Genomic DNA, 19,298 nt, shown 5'->3' on the forward strand with positions numbered 1-19,298 from the left:
GTGGATATCTTAATCGGCCTCGCCAATGTCCTGACAGATCCGATCATCCTGGCGTGGGTATTTGCCGCAGCGATTGTGGGTATGATCGTGGGCGCAATACCCGGCCTCACGGCCTCGGCGGCTATCGCGATGCTGGTGCCGCTCACATTCTATATGGAGCCTCTTTCAGCGCTCGCCTTCCTTTATGTCATCGGCAAGTCGGGGCGTTATGGCGGGTCCATTGCCGCAATCCTGTTCAATACGCCCGGCACAGCCGCATCAGCGGCAACCCAGCTTGACGGATATCCTTTGGCGCAAAAGGGGCAGGCGTCCAAGGCAATGAAGGTCGCGACGATTTCGTCGGTCATCGGCGATTTCTTCGGTGAAATCGTTCTGATCGTCGGCGTTGCCTGGATCGCTGCCGTAGCCTTGCATCTTGGCCCGCCAGAGCTTTTTGCCATCTACCTCACCGCATTTGTGGTGATCGGCTCGGTGATCGGCAAATCAGTCCTTAAGGGATTGGCCAGCGCGGCCTTGGGCGTTGTGATCAAAATGGTGGGGCTGGACCCTGTCACCGGCGCCGAAAGATTTACCTTCGGGATAACAGAACTGATGGACGGGGTATCGCTTGTCCCGTTGATGATCGGGATTTTTGTTCTGGCCGAGGTTTTTGAACAGGTGGCCAAGCGGAGCGACCCGGTTCAGATGGTCGATGAACCAGACGATCAGACCGCCCGAGACCGCAACCGACTGACCTGGGTCGAATTCCGGCCTTGCCTGCCGCATATCTTACGGTCGTCGGTCATAGGAACCGTTATCGGTATATTGCCGGGACTTGGCTCTACGATCGCTGCATTTGTGGCCTATGGCGAAGGCAAACGTCGGGCGAAGAATCCCGAGGCATGGGGCAAAGGCGCGCTTGAAGGCGTGGCCGCACCAGAGGCCGCCAACAATGCCGTTTCGGGCCCTTCAATGGCACCGCTTTTGACACTTGGGATACCCGGCTCGACCATCGGTGCCATTCTTGTTGGCGTCTTCCTGATCCATGGCATCCAGATCGGCCCCACGCTTTTCGTGACATCACGCGAGCTGATTTATTCGCTTTTCGCCTGCGGGCTGATCGGCATCGTCATGTACGGGTTGATCGGATATTATGGTGCGGCTTTTGTCGGGCGCTTTATCGCCCGGGTCCCGACCGATATTCTCTATCCGATCATCATGCTGACGTCTGTCATGTCAGCCTATGTGTCACGGGGCAGCCTGTTCGACGTCGGCGTCATGATCCTTTTCGGCATCGTTGGCTGGGGCATGAAGCGGTTCGACTTCAACCCGGCCGCCTTTGTGATCAGCTTCGTTCTGGCAGGCGGCGCCGAAGAGGCATTCCGCCAGTCTCTCCGGCTATCTGACGCCGGTATTCTGATATTCGTCACCCGCCCCATTGCGTTGGCTTTCCTGCTGATTGGCATCTTTGTGCTTGTTTCCCGCGTTCGGAGCCTCCGGGCCCGACCGGTGGATGCGGCCCTGGACGACGCCTGATAAACTCCGGAGATTAAATTGCCTTTCAATAGCTACAGACCCGATCTTATGGGGCACGCTTGCCTCGACCAGTCAGGCCCCATTGTCTGCGGGTCGTGGAACAGTTTGACCCTGACCTACACCGCAGGCCATTTCGGTATAGATGACCTCGGCGGGATCAAGATCTCGATCCGCTCGGCTTCCGATCAGACTCCGCCGCAATTCGACGATCCTGCGGCAGCGGGTTACACCACGATCACCGCCTCGAACGGGGCGCGATTGAAATACTGGTATCGCAAGAACAGCAATATCCGGCCATGGGGCAACACGCTCTACATTCAGTGTCTGAATTACCTGTCCGAAGGCGACACGATCACGGTTCGAATGGGTGATATGTCTCAAGGCTCACCCGGGATGCGGATGCAGACCTTTGTAGAGCACGCTTATGAGTTCCGGGTTCATGTCGATGCTTTTTCAACCTACGATTACACGGTTTTGCCGGATGACCGGCAGCCAAAGATCCGGCTGATCCCCGGCCCGTCTGCGGTGCATCAGGCCGTGCTGCCGTCCCTGCGGGCCGTGGGAGACAGCTTTGCGCTCGGGTTCAAGGCCGAAGACCGCTGGGGAAACCCGACACCAGAGGATACGGGCACCTATACACTCCATCCCACGCGCCCCGTCGAAGGCCTGCCCGAAACGGTATCGATGAAGGACAGCAATGGCGGCGCCCTGCTGATCGAGGGCCTGTCCGTCGAAAGCCCTGGCGATCTGAGCGTCGAGATTAGGGATAACGAGGGCAAGACCGTTGCGACCACGAACACCCTCCGCATCGCCGAGGCCCCCGATTTTCGGCACTTCTGGTCCGATATGCATGGTCAAAGCGGCGAGACGATCGGAACGAACACCGCAAGGCAATATTTCGAATTTGGCCGCGACAAGGCTTTCCTGGATATCTGCGGCCACCAGGGTAACGATTTCCAGATCACCGATACCTTTTGGCAGGACTTGAACGAACTCACAGCGGAGCTCAACGATCCGGGCCGCTATGTGACTGTGCCGGGCTACGAATGGTCCGGCAACACGTCCGTTGGTGGCGACCACAACGTCTGGTACCGGACCGAAGGTCGGCCAATCTATCGGGCGCAGCGGTCATTGGTGATGGAGGATTCCACCGATGAGAATACCTGCATTGATGCTGCTGAACTGTTCGATCGCCTCAATGACGAAGATGCGCTTGTCGTCGCCCATGTGGGCGGGCGCTATGCGGATGTGTCATACGCGCATGACGCCAATCTGGAACCGTCAGTGGAAGTGCATTCCGCATGGGGCACCTTCGACTGGATTTTCGAAGATGCATACAAAGCCGGATACCGCGTGGGCATCGTATCTGCTTCCGACGGGCACAAGGGTCGCATCGGCGCCAGCTATCCCGGTTCGGGTAAGTTCGGATCGCTCGGGGGACTGACTTGCCACTTGATGCCCTCTCTCGATCGCAACGACCTGTTTGAAGCCTTCCGCCACCGCCGTCATTACGCCACCACGGGGTGTCGACCCTTCATTGATGTTCGGATCGCCGGATTACAGAACGGTACGCGAAGACATTATTCAGGTGAGTGGGCCGCGACCGACACGGCACTGATCGGTGATATTGTCACTTGTGAAAACACCGAGATCGCGCTCGACATCGACATCTCGGCCCATGCCGGTATCGAGCGCATTGAGATCAAGGATGGTCTTTCTGTCCTGACCCATATCCAAACCGAAGCTGAGGCCCGTCGATCTGGAAACCGGATCCGTGTCCAGTGTGAGGGCGCCGAATATCGCGGCCGTAGCCGCCGGGTGGACTGGGATGTCGTGCTCACCCTCGACAGTACCCCGCGCTCTACCCGAGCCGTGAATTTCTGGAATGCCGACTGCAATGTTGAGGTGGAAGGCAACACTGTGTCTTGGGGATATGTCACGACCGGCGGCGCTCACGCCGTCGACATCTGGATGGAGGATGGGTTCTCTGGAACGCTCAACTTCAACAGCAATGTCACGGGTTTCGCGATTGACCTTGCCGAACTCGGGACAAAGGACATCGTCCACGATTGTGGCGGCCTCGGCAAAGCCGTTCGCCTGTCGCGGCTTCCCGACGAGATGCTGCCATCCAAACTGCAAACCCAGTTGAGTGTTCCGCTTTCATCAGACGAGGAGAGATGCCTGTTCGCGCGAATCGTGTTTGAGGACGGCCACATAGCTTGGACCAGCCCGATCTATATCACGCGAACCAGCCAATAGCTTGTCAGGCGATCGCGTAAGATACGTGGTTGTGTCGCAAACTTTCCGGTTCCGTGAGGTTCTGTGATCTGTCAGCGTTGTCAGATAGTTGGCGAGGGGGCATTGCCAAGTTGTTGGCGTGCGCAGTTGAGGGTAGCAGGCGGAAATGAAAATACCAGCCTCACTCCAGCGCCTCAAAGGCTTCCGTTATCCGCGTGCCGTGATCGCATATGCCGTTTGGGCCTACTATCGGTTTGCTCTGAGCACCGCAGATGTCGAGGATCTTCTCGCCGAACGCGGCGTGATTATCAGCCGGGAAGCGATCCGGCTCTGGGTCAATCGGTTTGGACGTCATTTTGCAGATTGCGTTCGGCGGAACCGGAATGTGCCAAAGGACAAGTGGCACCTGGATGAAGTCGTAATCGCAATCCGAGGTGAAAAATTCTGGCTCTGGCGGGCGGTGGATGCGGATGGCGATGTACTGGACATCCTGGTCCAGCGGCGCCGCAATGCAAAGCCGCGAAGCGATTTTTCCGACGGCTGATTATTAACTTCGGTGGGCCACGCGTCGTGATCACCGATAAGTTGCGCAGCTATATCAAACCGATCAAAGCTCTAGGCGCTGACCATCGGGCGCACAAAGGATTGAACAACCGGATCGAGGGTTCACATCGCCCGACCCGAAAACGAGAAAAAATCCCTCTCACGATTTGCAAGCAAACCACTGCCGGACAATGCATGGGCCGCTTCAAGTCACATCGCCAAGCCCAGAGGTTTCTATCTGCACATGACCAGATCAACAATTTCTTCCGCCCCCGCCGATATCGCATGAGCGCCCAAAACCACCGCCAATCCCGCGCAACAGCCTTTGACATCGGGGCCAATTTCAGCGGCCAGATGACGGCATGAACCTTAGCCAATTCTCCGATCACAACCCTGATTAGCTAACTTGGCAATACCGCACAGAGAACTGTGGGGCAAAAAGCCATTTTTCAAGAACCATTCGGTTCGCGTTCCGATCACTCAGGCAGATCGCCATTGCCAAACAAGTTCGGAAAAAGACGTTCCCGGTAGTCCAATGGAAACGCCAGCCGAACTGGCGTCTTCGGCGAGGCCGAGGTCAGGTATCCGGCGGCGGTCAGTTTGCTCAGCGTGTTGCGAGCCGTACGCTCGGAGGTCTTGAGCACAATCTGCGCATCGCCTCGTTCCAGTGCGCCATGCCGAAGAACCGCCGAAATCAGTTCCGGCGCTCGTTTGTCATCGATGGTATCTGCAACAAGACGACGATACCGTTGGTCCAGTCCGCCGAGGTCGAACAATCTTGCTGAGAAGGTGATCTGGTCGAGCGTCACCTTTAGGAACCATTCACTGAACGTCTTCAGTGCCGCTTCTGACAGGTTCCCCCGTCCGTCGCGGTCTCCGCGGCGTGGACTGTCTGCCAGATCCATCATCCGTTTGTACTCGCCCCGATCGGTCAGCCCGCGGGCTAGTCCACGCGATACGGACCAAAGCCCTTGGCCACCAATCCCTGCGGTGAGGGCCATGGCATGAGACATCAGTCTGCTGACGCGCCCGTTGCCATCCGGGAAAGGGTGGATATAGTTCAGCCGATGATGTGCAGAGGCGATCGCGATGATCCGTCCGCTCGAAGACCGCGCCGCAATCTGAAACCGTTTGTCGAAATGGTCCATGAATGCCGCGACGCGCGACGATGAAGGAGGTAGGTGGCGCCCGACCGCAACTTCCCGATCGTCATCCTGGCGCATGCGTCCTGGAACGATGGGCTCTTGTGTGCCGTCGGGATGTTCGATGACCCGAAACTCATCCGGCATCTCGTCGTAGAAGCTCTTGTGGACCCAAGCCAGGAATTCGACGGATGTGGGGCGGGGCAGGGTGCCCTTGCGATGCATCTCGTCGATGGCCCGTTGCACGATGACGTGCGCCCGGGCCTCAAGGGCGAGAGGGCGGGTTTCTTCCTCAAGCTCGGCACCAGCCAGCGCCCTTTCGATGTCGCGGGGGCGCGTGTTGTGTCCTTCGATCAGGTTGGAGTAGTAGCAGTTCATCACACGGACGAGATCGGCAAGTTCGGCTGCGCTGTCAGGATGCAACCCTTGTCCCAGCCCGGTGGCTTCCTTCTGGATGTCGACCGAAAGGTCTGCCAGTTCTGTAGGAATATGCTCCTCGAAGAAGCAGGGTTCGATTCTGGTGGGAGTTTCCAGCATTTTTGCCGATCTTCCATGTTTGCAAAGTAATTGAAAAACATACACATTTCGGAGCCGCGGACAAGGTTTTGCCGATATCTGTTGCCGATCTTGGGTGCCGACCTGGAATTGCTACATGAATTCAATGGCTTCGGCAGATGTCCCGGGCTTTCAGTTTTGTTTTGTGCCCATAGGGACCGGGGAAAGTGAAAGTGTCCTTCGGGTTTTGTGACTGACGGATGAGGGCCTTTGGGGTCCCTCGGATGGGTCCGGGCCGGGTTCCGGTCTGCCGTTCCTGATGAAGGGCATTCCCATGCAAACAGGTGTCTTGCGCGTGCTGCGCGCAATCGCTGCCTCGTGGTGGCGACACAAGGAACTGCGCCGAACCGGCTAGTCGGCGCAGGCGCGGCAGATCGAACGCGAGACCGTCCTGCGTGATTTCGGCTAGGCGCGGGTTCCCGCCGCCCCGGCCCTTGGTACGGGCGCTCGCCAGCCCCGCCTTGGTACGTTCGCGGATCAGCGCACGCTCGAACTAGGCCGCGGCGCTCAACACCTGCAACGTGAACTTGCCTTGCGGGGACCCGGTGTCGATCGGGTCCTGAATGGAACGAAAGAACGCCCCCTTGGCCTCCAGCCGTTCGATCACCTCCAGCAGATGTGAGAGAGACCGCGCCAGCCGGTCGATCCGAACGACCACCAGCGTGTCGCCCTTGCTAATGCGCTCCAGCACGCGGGCAAGCACCGGCCGCGCACGATTGCCGCCCGAGGCCTGTTCTTCATGGATCTCGGCGCAGCCCGCGGATTTCAGGGCCTGCGTCTGGGGCAGGGGGGTCTGATCCTCGGTCGAGACCCGAGCGTAACCTATCAGGGGCATCAAAACAGTCTTTTTGCAATTTAAGGTATCGTCACTAAACGACTGATTGATAGCGACGAGAAAAGAGGCTGCATCATGGGCAGTTCGCGGACCAGAAACAGATTCCATTGATCGAAATCGCGCATTGGCATATATTGCCAATAGAGGAGATCTAACCCATGGTGACACGCAATGTTGTCCTGACTGAAACCCAGGACCATCTGATCCAAGCATTGGTGGCGTCCGGGCGCTACCAGAATGTGAGCGAAGCGATGCGCGCTGGCCTGAGGCTGCTCGAGCAGGAAGAAGCACAGCTGGCCGGGATCCGGAAGGATCTACTTGAAGGTCTGGCGCAGGCTAAAGCGGGTGATCTTGCGGAAGGCAGCGGCAAAGATGCGATCCGTAGGGCCTTTGCGACTGCGCGCGCTCGTACATGAGCCGATCCTTCCGGCTGACCCGTCGTGCCGAAGCCAGTCTCACCGAAATCGCCAGATGGACGATCGAGAAATTTGGGCTGCGCCAAGCAGAACTTTATGAGGCAGAATTGCTATTGCGCTGTGAAGGGATTCTGAGCGGGCAGGCGCATAGCCGGAGTTGCGCAGTCCTCGTGGATGAGGCCGATGACCTGCGGTTCGTAAGGGCAGGGGAGCATTTTCTGGTTTTTCTGGACCAGCCCGACGAAGTCATCATCGTGGATATGCTGCATTCCCGCAGTGATCTTCCGCGTCACCTGGCAGCGCTGACGGTGTTGAAAAACGAAGGTGCCTGATCCGCGTCACAACCCCGCCGCCTTGGTATGATTCACCCGGAATTGGTCGCAGCGGCGCTGATAGCGGCGGGTCATTTCGGCCGGGGCGCGTCCGAGCGGCCTTTGGATGCGGAGACCTTCTGGTCATGCTCGTTGAAAGAAGACCCGATTGCCGCCTCAGAGCGGGCATTTGTCGGTCTGCCGGAATTTCTGAGACTGTGGTCCATTTGTTTTCAATATCTTGCCTGTGTCGCATTTCTGAAACCGATTCAGGGTAAGTGAGACTGGAAGCGATTTGAGTCGCTATTGATGAGACTCTCCAGCATCCGCACGTTGAGCAACATTATGTCCGATAATTTTCCAGCTGACAAGGATTGGGAAGAGGCGGAGTTTCGCGCCCGGGTGCTGGCGGAATTACCGATCCAGCTCAGCCCAGGCGCTGTCGAATGGGCCATGCATCAGCTGAATGTCAGCCGATCCACGCTCTTTCGCCTGGTGAAGCAGTTCCGCGAGGATGGGCGGACCTCTGCATTGCTCCGGGATACACGGGGCCCTAAACCGGGCATGCAGCCCTTGGACCCGTTGGTGGAAACGATCGTGTCCCGCCATTTCAAGGGGTTTTATGCTTCCCGTCGTAAGCCCACCAGGACACGGTTCTGGCGCGAAGTTGCTGCCGATTGTCGGGCGCAAGGGCTGGCCCCACCCTCGATCCGCCGTCTGGGGCGCTGGCTGGAGCAACATGACCAAGCTAAACTGATGGCCCGACGAGAGGGCAAGGACAAGGCCGAGCGGCGCTATCTGGCCACGCCTGGGGGGCTGGTCGCCAACGATCCGCTGGATATCGTCCAGATCGACCACACCAAGGCTGATGTGACAGTGGTAGATCCGGTGACACGACGTCCGCTCGGCAGGCCAACGCTGACGGTCGCGACCGACGTGAATACCCGCATGGTTCTGGGGTTTTACCTGTCTCTGGAACCGCCATCGCTACTGGCCGTCGCACTGTGTCTGACCCATACGGTAATGGACAAATCGCATTGGCTCACCGCGCGAGGTATCAGCACGGATTGGCCAACGCGGGGCATCCCGAACGCGATTTATGTGGACAACGGCGCGGAATTCCATGCCCGCGCCTTCGGGCTCGCCTGTGCAGAGTACCAGATCGAACTGCGGTACCGTCCGCCAGGTACACCGCGCTATGGCGGCCATATCGAGCGCCTGATCGGCACAATGATGGGGGCGGTTCACCTGCTGCCGGGGTCGCATTTCTCGAACATCTTCGAGCGCGGCGATCTCGATGCCGAGGCCGAGGCGGTGATGACGCTCGGCGAACTGGAAACCTGGCTCGCTCTCGAGATCACCGGCTCCTACCATGTGCGGGTCCACTCTGCGCTGGAAACCACACCTGCGGCGGCTTGGGCGGCCCGGGTGGATGAGGCCCGGCTTCGCATGCCGACCGATCTCAGGCAGTTTTTGGTCGATTTTCTGCCTTCCGAGAGCCGTGTCTTGCAGCGTGACGGGCTGCATCTCTTCCACATCCGCTACTGGGCGGACGAGTTGCGCTGGCTGATGGGCCGGGAAAGCCGCAAGTTCACGCTTAAATACGACCCGCGCGATCTCTCTCGCATTTTCGTGCTGACTGAGAACGGGATCATCGAAGCGAGACCCGCGGATATGACACGGCCTGCGATCACGCTCTGGGAGCACCGCGCGGCGCGGCGCGCCTTGCGCGAGGCCGGGCGCCGGTCGGTAGATGAGGAGCTGATTTTCAGGACGATCGAGGCGCAGCGCGACCTCGTCGACAGCGCCGAGCGGCAGACGAAGGCGATACGGCGCCATCAGGCTCGGCGGTTGCATCTCGCCCCTCTGCCGATGATCGATGTAACACCGGATGCCGCACCGCGAGATGCCCTGCCTGCGCCGGACGGAGAGGGGAGCCCGTTCCTCAGCCACCCCGGCTTCAAGGTCGAGGAGTGGTACGAGGATGACTGAGTTCCCGCATCTCTATCCGGGAGCGTGCAAGATCGCCGCGCTCAGCGCCGAGGAGCGCATTCACCGGATTCGCGCCGACCGCTGGATCTCCTATCCCAGGGCCGAGGCCGCCTTGGAGAAGCTGGAAACGTTGATGTCGTTTCCCAATCGCGCCCGCATGCCGAACCTGCTCATTGTCGGTGACAGCGGCATGGGCAAGACGATGATCATCGAGAAGTTCACCCGCGATCACGCATCGAGCTTCGACGAGACCAGCGGACGGCTGCATATGCCGGTCGTCGCCGTGCAGATGGTGTCTGGGCCTGATGAATCGCGCTTCTACCGCCGGATCCTGGCGGCGATTGGTGCCCCGGAGCCGCCGCGGGCGACACTGTCTGTGCTGGAAAGCCTGGCCTTGCGTCTGCTCGCCGAATTGCGTCCGGGGATGCTGGTCATCGACGAGATTCACAGCCTGCAGGCCGGCACGGTCCGCGAACAGGCGCGATTCCTGAACATGCTGCGCTTTCTGGGCAACGAGCTGCGCGTCCCTCTGGTTTGCGTCGGCACCGCCCAAGCCCGCAACGCGTTGCGTACCGATGATCAACTGGTGCGCCGTTTCGAGGCCTTCGCGTTGCCGCCCTGGCGGGAGGGCGAGGATCTGAACGGGCTGATGAGCACGCTCACCCGCACACTGCCGCTTCGGCACCAAAGCGAGATCGACGGCCACGCGCTCGCGCGGATCATCAAGGTGACCGGCGGCATCACCTCGGGCATCTTTTCGATCCTGTCGCAGCTGGCGATCGCCGCCATCGAAAGCGGCGAGGAACGCATTCTCTCGCGCGATATTCTGGGCGGCGACCGGTTGCAGGCGGTCTTGGGAGAGCCGGTGTGACGGGGTGCGGGCGCCTGCCGGTTGTTTACGCCCCCGAGGTCGATGAACGACTGTCTTCCTGGGCCGCGCGCATGGCCCCGTTCTACGCGATGACGGTTTCGGAATTCGTCACAGCACTTGGCCTGCAGGGGCAGGGCGTGTTCGACCTGGAATGGCGGCTTTCAGAAGGGCAGGGGGCTCTGATCGCGGCTCGGACCGGCCTTTCGCCCGAAGCGGTGCAGTCCATGACTTTCCGGGAGTTGGGGGCGGCGGCGCGCATGATGATCGCGCGGAAGAACCGGTCTCCATGCCCGCACTGTCCCGAAGACCTGCATCGCAAAGCCGCCGCGCTGCCGTGGCGATTTCGCTGCCCGGTGCATGGTGTGGAGTTTCGGGACGCCACCGGCGAGACCCTGTCCGACCGGTTCGGTACGGATCGCTTCAAGAAACTTGAAGGGCATGCCGAGATTGGTGCCGCGCATCTCGATGCCTGGGCGCGCGGCGCGGGGCAGGAAGACCTGGAAGCGCCCGAAGTGCTTCAGGTTCTGACGGCACGGCATCGCCAGGCCTCGCCGCCGAACGTCTCTGAGCAGCCACGCATGTCTCTGAAAGACCGACGGGACTACCATGATTTTCTGACCACGCCGATCCTCCGGCAGGCGCTGACGGTCGTTGTCCCCGAATACGATCAGGTGGCGCCAGTGCTTGCTAAGCCAGTGCGTCCCGGTCTCCACGCCCTGGCGCAAGGCTCGCTCTTGCAGTGTTTCGCGCTGACGGTCGGCATCGGCCGGATCGTCGAAGATCCCGTGGCCCGAGCGATTGACGTGCTGCTCGCAAGTGACATGAACGGACAAGTGCGGGTCCGGGAGGCGCTCCGCTCATGGCCTCTCTCGTTGAGGAGACGCATCTCGGCCCGGTTCTGGCGCGCTGAGCGCGAAGAGAGAGCACGTCAGACTGCCGAAAAAGCCGCACGACAGCGCCAGTCTCACAAATACCGACTCATCCAGTCTCATAAATACCGGTACAGAGTCTCATGAACCCCGGTTCGTTTTTCAGGGAAGTGCTTGAATCTTGTCGGTCTGCCGGAATTTCTGAGACTGTGGTCCATTTGTTTTCAATATCTTGCCTGTGTCGCATTTCTGAAACCGATTCAGGGTAAGTGAGACTGGAAGCGATTTGAGTCGCTATTGATGAGACTCTCCAGCATCCGCACGTTGAGCAACATTATGTCCGATAATTTTCCAGCTGACAAGGATTGGGAAGAGGCGGAGTTTCGCGCCCGGGTGCTGGCGGAATTACCGATCCAGCTCAGCCCAGGCGCTGTCGAATGGGCCATGCATCAGCTGAATGTCAGCCGATCCACGCTCTTTCGCCTGGTGAAGCAGTTCCGCGAGGATGGGCGGACCTCTGCATTGCTCCGGGATACACGGGGCCCTAAACCGGGCATGCAGCCCTTGGACCCGTTGGTGGAAACGATCGTGTCCCGCCATTTCAAGGGGTTTTATGCTTCCCGTCGTAAGCCCACCAGGACACGGTTCTGGCGCGAAGTTGCTGCCGATTGTCGGGCGCAAGGGCTGGCCCCACCCTCGATCCGCCGTCTGGGGCGCTGGCTGGAGCAACATGACCAAGCTAAACTGATGGCCCGACGAGAGGGCAAGGACAAGGCCGAGCGGCGCTATCTGGCCACGCCTGGGGGGCTGGTCGCCAACGATCCGCTGGATATCGTCCAGATCGACCACACCAAGGCTGATGTGACAGTGGTAGATCCGGTGACACGACGTCCGCTCGGCAGGCCAACGCTGACGGTCGCGACCGACGTGAATACCCGCATGGTTCTGGGGTTTTACCTGTCTCTGGAACCGCCATCGCTACTGGCCGTCGCACTGTGTCTGACCCATACGGTAATGGACAAATCGCATTGGCTCACCGCGCGAGGTATCAGCACGGATTGGCCAACGCGGGGCATCCCGAACGCGATTTATGTGGACAACGGCGCGGAATTCCATGCCCGCGCCTTCGGGCTCGCCTGTGCAGAGTACCAGATCGAACTGCGGTACCGTCCGCCAGGTACACCGCGCTATGGCGGCCATATCGAGCGCCTGATCGGCACAATGATGGGGGCGGTTCACCTGCTGCCGGGGTCGCATTTCTCGAACATCTTCGAGCGCGGCGATCTCGATGCCGAGGCCGAGGCGGTGATGACGCTCGGCGAACTGGAAACCTGGCTCGCTCTCGAGATCACCGGCTCCTACCATGTGCGGGTCCACTCTGCGCTGGAAACCACACCTGCGGCGGCTTGGGCGGCCCGGGTGGATGAGGCCCGGCTTCGCATGCCGACCGATCTCAGGCAGTTTTTGGTCGATTTTCTGCCTTCCGAGAGCCGTGTCTTGCAGCGTGACGGGCTGCATCTCTTCCACATCCGCTACTGGGCGGACGAGTTGCGCTGGCTGATGGGCCGGGAAAGCCGCAAGTTCACGCTTAAATACGACCCGCGCGATCTCTCTCGCATTTTCGTGCTGACTGAGAACGGGATCATCGAAGCGAGACCCGCGGATATGACACGGCCTGCGATCACGCTCTGGGAGCACCGCGCGGCGCGGCGCGCCTTGCGCGAGGCCGGGCGCCGGTCGGTAGATGAGGAGCTGATTTTCAGGACGATCGAGGCGCAGCGCGACCTCGTCGACAGCGCCGAGCGGCAGACGAAGGCGATACGGCGCCATCAGGCTCGGCGGTTGCATCTCGCCCCTCTGCCGATGATCGATGTAACACCGGATGCCGCACCGCGAGATGCCCTGCCTGCGCCGGACGGAGAGGGGAGCCCGTTCCTCAGCCACCCCGGCTTCAAGGTCGAGGAGTGGTACGAGGATGACTGAGTTCCCGCATCTCTATCCGGGAGCGTGCAAGATCGCCGCGCTCAGCGCCGAGGAGCGCATTCACCGGATTCGCGCCGACCGCTGGATCTCCTATCCCAGGGCCGAGGCCGCCTTGGAGAAGCTGGAAACGTTGATGTCGTTTCCCAATCGCGCCCGCATGCCGAACCTGCTCATTGTCGGTGACAGCGGCATGGGCAAGACGATGATCATCGAGAAGTTCACCCGCGATCACGCATCGAGCTTCGACGAGACCAGCGGACGGCTGCATATGCCGGTCGTCGCCGTGCAGATGGTGTCTGGGCCTGATGAATCGCGCTTCTACCGCCGGATCCTGGCGGCGATTGGTGCCCCGGAGCCGCCGCGGGCGACACTGTCTGTGCTGGAAAGCCTGGCCTTGCGTCTGCTCGCCGAATTGCGTCCGGGGATGCTGGTCATCGACGAGATTCACAGCCTGCAGGCCGGCACGGTCCGCGAACAGGCGCGATTCCTGAACATGCTGCGCTTTCTGGGCAACGAGCTGCGCGTCCCTCTGGTTTGCGTCGGCACCGCCCAAGCCCGCAACGCGTTGCGTACCGATGATCAACTGGTGCGCCGTTTCGAGGCCTTCGCGTTGCCGCCCTGGCGGGAGGGCGAGGATCTGAACGGGCTGATGAGCACGCTCACCCGCACACTGCCGCTTCGGCACCAAAGCGAGATCGACGGCCACGCGCTCGCGCGGATCATCAAGGTGACCGGCGGCATCACCTCGGGCATCTTTTCGATCCTGTCGCAGCTGGCGATCGCCGCCATCGAAAGCGGCGAGGAACGCATTCTCTCGCGCGATATTCTGGGCGGCGACCGGTTGCAGGCGGTCTTGGGAGAGCCGGTGTGACGGGGTGCGGGCGCCTGCCGGTTGTTTACGCCCCCGAGGTCGATGAACGACTGTCTTCCTGGGCCGCGCGCATGGCCCCGTTCTACGCGATGACGGTTTCGGAATTCGTCACAGCACTTGGCCTGCAGGGGCAGGGCGTGTTCGACCTGGAATGGCGGCTTTCAGAAGGGCAGGGGGCTCTGATCGCGGCTCGGACCGGCCTTTCGCCCGAAGCGGTGCAGTCCATGACTTTCCGGGAGTTGGGGGCGGCGGCGCGCATGATGATCGCGCGGAAGAACCGGTCTCCATGCCCGCACTGTCCCGAAGACCTGCATCGCAAAGCCGCCGCGCTGCCGTGGCGATTTCGCTGCCCGGTGCATGGTGTGGAGTTTCGGGACGCCACCGGCGAGACCCTGTCCGACCGGTTCGGTACGGATCGCTTCAAGAAACTTGAAGGGCATGCCGAGATTGGTGCCGCGCATCTCGATGCCTGGGCGCGCGGCGCGGGGCAGGAAGACCTGGAAGCGCCCGAAGTGCTTCAGGTTCTGACGGCACGGCATCGCCAGGCCTCGCCGCCGAACGTCTCTGAGCAGCCACGCATGTCTCTGAAAGACCGACGGGACTACCATGATTTTCTGACCACGCCGATCCTCCGGCAGGCGCTGACGGTCGTTGTCCCCGAATACGATCAGGTGGCGCCAGTGCTTGCTAAGCCAGTGCGTCCCGGTCTCCACGCCCTGGCGCAAGGCTCGCTCTTGCAGTGTTTCGCGCTGACGGTCGGCATCGGCCGGATCGTCGAAGATCCCGTGGCCCGAGCGATTGACGTGCTGCTCGCAAGTGACATGAACGGACAAGTGCGGGTCCGGGAGGCGCTCCGCTCATGGCCTCTCTCGTTGAGGAGACGCATCTCGGCCCGGTTCTGGCGCGCTGAGCGCGAAGAGAGAGCACGTCAGACTGCCGAAAAAGCCGCACGACAGCGCCAGTCTCACAAATACCGACTCATCCAGTCTCATAAATACCGGTACAGAGTCTCATGAACCCCGGTTCGTTTTTCAGGGAAGTGCTTGAATCTCATGAATTCCGGCTATCCGACAGTGAATCCAGCGATGAAATTAAACTGATTTTCAGCGTATCTTTTTATGTCCGATAATGCAAACTTATTGGACATGATATGGTGCCACAGAGTGGGGCGGTTAGCGCGTAATTCTCTAGTAGAAAGCGCCGCGACGATGTAGGCTACCGGCATGACATTTGCCCGGCTCGATCACATGAGCGACCTCGACACGATACCCCGGATGCCCGCTTGGGTCACTTCGGTTCGTGTTGAAGCCCTTGAAGATGTTGCGTTTTTGTCGCGCGCCGCGCTGAGTCGCCTAGATGTTGTGTTGGCAGGTGAGGATGTGCCCCAAGCCTTGTTGGGGGACCGGCTGGCGCTGCGTGAGGCTGAAGCTTGCGTGGGGTTTTCCCGGAGACCGGAACGGGCAGGGGGGTATTGCCAAGTTGTTGACGGGGTTTGCTAAAGGTATGTGGACCCCATGAATATTCCAATTGATTTGCCACGCCTGAAGGGCTTTCGTTATCCTCGTGAGATTATTGCTTACGCTGTTTGGGCGTACCATCGGTTAGCTCTGAGCACGGCTGATGTTGAAGACCTGTTGGCCGCGCGGAGCGTGATTGTCAGCCGAGAAGCGATCCGACTTTGGGTCAATCGCTTTGGTCAACACTTTGCAAATTGCATTCGCCGGGATCGACCACGGCCGAACAACAAGTGGCATATGGATGAAGTCGTGATCACGATCCGTGGCAAGAAACATTGGCTGTGGCGTGCGATCGACGCGGATGGAGACGTCCTCGATATTCTCGTGCAAACACGCCGCAACGCCAAATCAGCAAAGCGCTTTTTACAAAGATTAGTTTCACAGTTTGGCGAGCGAGGGTGGTCATAACTGACAAGTTGCGTAGCTATATTAAGCCGGTCAAAACACTGACCCCGAACGCTGACCATCGCGCGCACAAAGGCTTGAACAACGCGATCGAAGTGTCGCACCGGCCGACACGTAAACGAGAGAAGATCTTCGGCAAATTCAAATCCCACCGGCAGGCCCATCAGTTTTTGGCCGCACACGACCAGATCAACTTGCTCTTCCGTCCCCGCCGCTATCAACTGAACGCAACTTCATACCGCAACGCCCGCTCCGATGCTTTCAGCCTCTGGGCAGATTACACCGCGGAAATGGTGGCATGATCCTGCGTTTGCCAAGTTTCGCAAGCTGATGCCAACAACTTGGCAATACCCCCGCAGCTTGTCCACCTTTGCGGGAAAGCCCGCATCGGCGTTGCCTGCCCAGGCCATCGCCACACTGTCACCAAGCGCAAAGCCCAGTTTGCCACGTCCGCTTTGCAGCAGGTTCAGGTTCTCGACGCTGGCCTTTGTGGATTGCACCTGTGTGCGTGCACCGTCGATCTTTTCGCCGTAGATGTTGGCCAGACCGGCACCCAGCGGATAATAAACACCCGAGGTGCCACCGGTCAGCACGTTGATGAAATCTTGGGCCTGTGCGGCCACTGGCACCGCTGCCATTGCCGACACCAGTGCACACCCGCGAAATGCGGATTTAAAGTTGATCATGATTCTTCTTCCCAGAAAGCTCAGCGGCCCATCGGACCGACGTAGGCCACAGTGGGTGGCGCGGCTCTGAGTTGGCAAGAAATCGGCGCATATCGCCCGATAACACCTGGCAAGAAATGACCCGGCCGTTGGCCATAAATGGCCAGAGCACAGCGGGTCATGACGGATGCGCGTGTCGGTGGTGATCAGGCGGGCCACGACTTCGGGCCAGCAGATCAGTCGACGCGTTTTTCCAGGGATTTCAGCACGCCCACAATGAACAGCGCGAGCGCGGTGGCCAGCACCGCAACCAACCACACACCCAGACCAGCCGCTGTGCCGATGGCGGCGGCCAGCCACAGGCTGGCCCCGGTGGTAAGCCCTTTGACCTCGCCACGGGTAAAGACGATCAGACCCGCAGCCAGAAACGCAACGCCCCCTGTGACCGCTTCGATCATCCGCAGCGGATCAAGGCGCACGTCGTCGTCGAAATCCCGTCCGACAAGGTCCAGCGCCAGCAGGCAGTAACACGAGGCCGCAAGGCCAACCAGCATGTGTGTTCTAAGCCCGGCGGCGTGATCCCTGCGCTCGCGTTCATAGCCGATGAGAGACGACAGGATCACAGCGCCTGCAACACGAAAGAAGACGACGGGCCATGACAGCATGCTGTGACCCGCGATTTCAGCTGACAGTTCGTTCAGTATGTCCATCATATTGATGGAACACACAGGTGCCGTTTCAGTTCCTGGCGGTGCGCGCCAAGCGGGCCGTATCAGGCTATAGCTCGGCCTCCCAACTGCGCGACAGACGCATCGCGCCGTTGATGATCCCGACCATCGAATAGGTCTGCGGAAAGTTTCCCCACCCCTCGCGGCTGGCAAAGGAGGTGTCTTCGGACATCAGCCCCAGCGCATTGCGGGCCTCCAGCATTTGTTCAAAGAACCCCCGCGCTTCGTCCAGCCGCCCGATCCGGGCAAGGGCGTCGATGCGCCAGAAGGCACAGACGTTGAACCCGACCTCGGGCACGCCGAAATCGTCGGCTTCCTCGTACCGCAGCATAAAGGGTCCACGCCCAAGCACCCGCGACAGGGTTTCGACGGTGGCCACAAATCTGGGATCATCGCCGGGCAGGAACCCGACCTCTCCCATCAACAGGACGCTGGCGTCCAATGTCTTGCCGCCAAAGCTCTCGACAAAGGCCTGACGCTCTTCGGACCATGCGTTTTGCAGGATCTTGTGGCGGATGATGGTGGCGCGGTCGGCCCAGTGGTCGGCTTTTTCGTCCTGCTTCAGATGGCGGGCGATCTTGGCCAGCCGGTCACAGGCGGCCCAGCACATAAGGGACGACGAGGTGTGAATGCGCGACCTTGTCCGCAGCTCCCAGATGCCGGCGTCGGGCTGATCGTGCAACAGCCACGCCTGTTCGCCCAGCGGTTCTAGGTTTTCAAAGGCGGTGATGCCGGTGTGCATCGGCAGCCTCTGGTCGAAAAAGGCAGGGGCCGCGCCCAGGATGATGTTGCCATAGGTGTCGTGCTGAAAATGCTCATGCGCCTGATTGCCGATCCGCACCGGCCCCATGCCCTTGTATCCCTGCAGGCTTTGCGAAACACGTTCGGTCAGCGCGGTTTCCAGCCCAAGGCCCAGGACAGGCTGAATATGCCCGCCGTCGGCGTCGGCCACCGCATTCATCAGCCATTGAAAATAATGTTCCAGCGTCCGCGTCGCCGCGAGGCTGTTCAGAGCGCGCACGGTGAAAAAGGCGTCACGGACCCAGCAATAGCGATAGTCCCAGTTGCGCCCGCTGTCGGGCGCTTCGGGCAGCGAAGTCGTCATCGCGGCGATGATGCCGCCGGTCGGTTCGTAACTGCACAATTTCAGGGTGATCGCCGCGCGGATCACCGCATCCTGCCATTCAAAGGGCACCGCCAGCCGTTGCGCCCATCGCTGCCAGTAGCGCCGGGTGTTGTTGTAAAACGTCGTGCCGATCTCGTCGGGGCTGGCGGACAGGGTTTCATCGGGGCCCAGCACAAAGGTCAGGTGATTTTCGAGGTTGATCAGCCGTTCGTCCAGAACATGATCCAGCGGCGCATCCGTGGTCAGACGCATGACTTGCGCCGGCCCGACAAAGCGCACGTGGTTCGACCCGCGGGTCAGAACCGGTTCCAGTTCGCCCCATTGAAACCGTGGCTTGATACGAAAGCGCACGCGGGGCGACCCTTCCATGCGCCGCACCTGCCGGATCAGCGTCTGCGGGCGAAAGCTGCGGCCCTTGTCGGCAAAACGCGGGCAGAAGTCGGTGATTTCAACGACACCCGACGCGCTGCGCAACACGGTTTTCAGGATCGCGGTGTTCGGTTCATAGGATTGTTCGGCGGCGGTCTGTCCGTCCAGTTCGATGGCAAAGCCGCCATCGCCCTTTTCACCCGCACCGTGCCCCAGCAGGCTGTGAAACACTGGATCGCCATCCAGACGGGGCAGGCAATACCAGCTGATTGTGCCGTTGGTGTCGACAAGTGCCGCGACCGCGCAGTTTCCGATTACGCCAAAATCCATGTGGTCCTCTTTCGTTT

At 60.2% G+C, this 19,298-nt stretch carries 14 protein-coding genes and 5 pseudogenes; 14 read left to right on the plus strand and 5 right to left on the minus strand.

Annotated elements, in window-relative coordinates; all coding sequences use genetic code 11:
• From DSM107133_RS20370 to DSM107133_RS20380, 3 genes and pseudogenes are all read left to right on the plus strand, one after another.
• Window positions 1-1,515, plus strand: coding sequence for a tripartite tricarboxylate transporter permease (locus tag DSM107133_RS20370; RefSeq protein ID WP_114295257.1), 1,515 nt, complete (start codon window positions 1-3; stop codon window positions 1,513-1,515).
• Window positions 1,516-1,620: 105 nt separating this feature from the next.
• A complete protein-coding gene (locus DSM107133_RS20375) occupies window positions 1,621-3,774 on the plus strand; it encodes a DUF3604 domain-containing protein (RefSeq protein WP_162792154.1) in 2,154 nt (717 codons plus the stop codon).
• Window positions 3,775-3,919: 145 nt separating this feature from the next.
• Window positions 3,920-4,662, plus strand: a pseudogene (locus DSM107133_RS20380) (IS6 family transposase).
• 110 nt (window positions 4,663-4,772) lie between these two features.
• On the opposite strand, the gene DSM107133_RS20385 reads toward DSM107133_RS20380, so the two are convergent.
• A complete protein-coding gene (locus DSM107133_RS20385) occupies window positions 4,773-5,975 on the minus strand; it encodes a Fic family protein (RefSeq protein ID WP_243253615.1) in 1,203 nt (400 codons plus the stop codon).
• Window positions 5,976-6,405: 430 nt separating this feature from the next.
• Window positions 6,406-6,828: pseudogene (locus DSM107133_RS20390) on the minus strand (recombinase family protein); the annotation flags it as partial.
• A 158-nt stretch (window positions 6,829-6,986) separates the two neighbouring features.
• On the opposite strand from DSM107133_RS20390, the gene DSM107133_RS20395 reads away from it, so the two are divergent.
• The 11 genes and pseudogenes from DSM107133_RS20395 (at window position 6,987) to DSM107133_RS20445 (ending at window position 16,365) form a co-directional block, all read left to right on the plus strand.
• Window positions 6,987-7,244, plus strand: a complete 258-nt coding sequence (locus DSM107133_RS20395; RefSeq protein ID WP_114295255.1) for a type II toxin-antitoxin system ParD family antitoxin — start codon at window positions 6,987-6,989, stop codon at window positions 7,242-7,244.
• The gene (locus DSM107133_RS20400; RefSeq protein WP_114295254.1) at window positions 7,241-7,576 is read left to right on the plus strand and encodes a type II toxin-antitoxin system RelE/ParE family toxin; all 336 of its coding nucleotides are present in this window, start codon (window positions 7,241-7,243) and stop codon (window positions 7,574-7,576) included. The genes DSM107133_RS20395 and DSM107133_RS20400 overlap by 4 nt, the downstream gene beginning before the upstream one ends.
• 27 nt (window positions 7,577-7,603) lie before the next feature.
• Window positions 7,604-7,837, plus strand: coding sequence for a hypothetical protein (locus DSM107133_RS20405; protein ID WP_243253616.1), 234 nt, complete (start codon window positions 7,604-7,606; stop codon window positions 7,835-7,837).
• 63 nt (window positions 7,838-7,900) lie between these two features.
• Complete coding sequence (locus DSM107133_RS20410) at window positions 7,901-9,547, plus strand: Mu transposase C-terminal domain-containing protein (RefSeq protein WP_114295578.1); 1,647 nt, start codon at window positions 7,901-7,903, stop codon at window positions 9,545-9,547.
• Window positions 9,540-10,418 (plus strand): TniB family NTP-binding protein, encoded by an 879-nt coding sequence (locus DSM107133_RS20415; protein ID WP_114295321.1) that lies wholly within the window; start codon window positions 9,540-9,542, stop codon window positions 10,416-10,418. Before DSM107133_RS20410 ends, DSM107133_RS20415 begins: the two co-directional genes overlap by 8 nt.
• A gap of 71 nt (window positions 10,419-10,489) precedes the next feature.
• Window positions 10,490-11,434 carry a TniQ family protein gene (locus DSM107133_RS20420; protein ID WP_240310681.1) on the plus strand — a complete coding sequence of 315 codons (945 nt, stop codon included), beginning with the start codon at window positions 10,490-10,492 and terminating at the stop codon, window positions 11,432-11,434.
• A gap of 189 nt (window positions 11,435-11,623) precedes the next feature.
• Entirely contained in the window at window positions 11,624-13,270 is a 1,647-nt protein-coding gene (locus DSM107133_RS20425; protein WP_114295578.1) for a Mu transposase C-terminal domain-containing protein, read from the plus strand.
• Window positions 13,263-14,141: a TniB family NTP-binding protein gene (locus DSM107133_RS20430; RefSeq protein ID WP_114295321.1), complete on the plus strand. Its 879-nt coding sequence runs from the start codon at window positions 13,263-13,265 to the stop codon at window positions 14,139-14,141. Before DSM107133_RS20425 ends, DSM107133_RS20430 begins: the two co-directional genes overlap by 8 nt.
• Before the next feature lie 71 nt (window positions 14,142-14,212).
• Complete coding sequence (locus DSM107133_RS20435; protein WP_240310681.1) at window positions 14,213-15,157, plus strand: TniQ family protein; 945 nt, start codon at window positions 14,213-14,215, stop codon at window positions 15,155-15,157.
• Between the two features lie 207 nt (window positions 15,158-15,364).
• Window positions 15,365-15,607 (plus strand): annotated as a pseudogene (locus DSM107133_RS20440) (DUF1403 family protein); the annotation flags it as partial.
• Window positions 15,608-15,655: 48 nt separating this feature from the next.
• Window positions 15,656-16,365: pseudogene (locus DSM107133_RS20445) on the plus strand (IS6 family transposase).
• A 48-nt stretch (window positions 16,366-16,413) separates the two neighbouring features.
• Here the strand turns inward: DSM107133_RS20445 and DSM107133_RS20450 are convergent.
• From DSM107133_RS20450 to DSM107133_RS20460, 3 genes and pseudogenes are all read right to left on the minus strand, one after another.
• A pseudogene (locus DSM107133_RS20450) lies at window positions 16,414-16,749 on the minus strand (TAXI family TRAP transporter solute-binding subunit); the annotation flags it as partial.
• A 215-nt stretch (window positions 16,750-16,964) separates the two neighbouring features.
• Window positions 16,965-17,441 (minus strand): MgtC/SapB family protein, encoded by a 477-nt coding sequence (locus tag DSM107133_RS20455; protein WP_243253617.1) that lies wholly within the window; start codon window positions 17,439-17,441, stop codon window positions 16,965-16,967.
• Between the two features lie 64 nt (window positions 17,442-17,505).
• Window positions 17,506-19,281, minus strand: a complete 1,776-nt coding sequence (locus DSM107133_RS20460; protein WP_114295318.1) for a glycoside hydrolase family 15 protein — start codon at window positions 19,279-19,281, stop codon at window positions 17,506-17,508.
• Window positions 19,282-19,298 lie beyond the last annotated feature (17 nt).

Source organism: Pseudosulfitobacter sp. DSM 107133 (assembly GCF_022788695.1).
Classification (GTDB): domain Bacteria; phylum Pseudomonadota; class Alphaproteobacteria; order Rhodobacterales; family Rhodobacteraceae; genus Pseudosulfitobacter.

What these genes read in the sequence shown, in the direction of transcription:
- DSM107133_RS20385 (WP_243253615.1), bottom strand. Translation starts at nt 5,975, where the DNA reads ATGCTGGAAACTCCCACCAGAATCGAACCCTGCTTCTTCGAGGAGCAT.
- DSM107133_RS20395 (WP_114295255.1), top strand. Translation starts at nt 6,987, where the DNA reads ATGGTGACACGCAATGTTGTCCTGACTGAAACCCAGGACCATCTGATC.
- DSM107133_RS20400 (WP_114295254.1), top strand. Translation starts at nt 7,241, where the DNA reads ATGAGCCGATCCTTCCGGCTGACCCGTCGTGCCGAAGCCAGTCTCACC.
- DSM107133_RS20405 (WP_243253616.1), top strand. Translation starts at nt 7,604, where the DNA reads ATGATTCACCCGGAATTGGTCGCAGCGGCGCTGATAGCGGCGGGTCAT.
- DSM107133_RS20410 (WP_114295578.1), top strand. Translation starts at nt 7,901, where the DNA reads ATGTCCGATAATTTTCCAGCTGACAAGGATTGGGAAGAGGCGGAGTTT.
- DSM107133_RS20415 (WP_114295321.1), top strand. Translation starts at nt 9,540, where the DNA reads ATGACTGAGTTCCCGCATCTCTATCCGGGAGCGTGCAAGATCGCCGCG.
- DSM107133_RS20420 (WP_240310681.1), top strand. Translation starts at nt 10,490, where the DNA reads ATGGCCCCGTTCTACGCGATGACGGTTTCGGAATTCGTCACAGCACTT.
- DSM107133_RS20425 (WP_114295578.1), top strand. Translation starts at nt 11,624, where the DNA reads ATGTCCGATAATTTTCCAGCTGACAAGGATTGGGAAGAGGCGGAGTTT.
- DSM107133_RS20430 (WP_114295321.1), top strand. Translation starts at nt 13,263, where the DNA reads ATGACTGAGTTCCCGCATCTCTATCCGGGAGCGTGCAAGATCGCCGCG.
- DSM107133_RS20435 (WP_240310681.1), top strand. Translation starts at nt 14,213, where the DNA reads ATGGCCCCGTTCTACGCGATGACGGTTTCGGAATTCGTCACAGCACTT.
- DSM107133_RS20455 (WP_243253617.1), bottom strand. Translation starts at nt 17,441, where the DNA reads ATGATGGACATACTGAACGAACTGTCAGCTGAAATCGCGGGTCACAGC.
- DSM107133_RS20460 (WP_114295318.1), bottom strand. Translation starts at nt 19,281, where the DNA reads ATGGATTTTGGCGTAATCGGAAACTGCGCGGTCGCGGCACTTGTCGAC.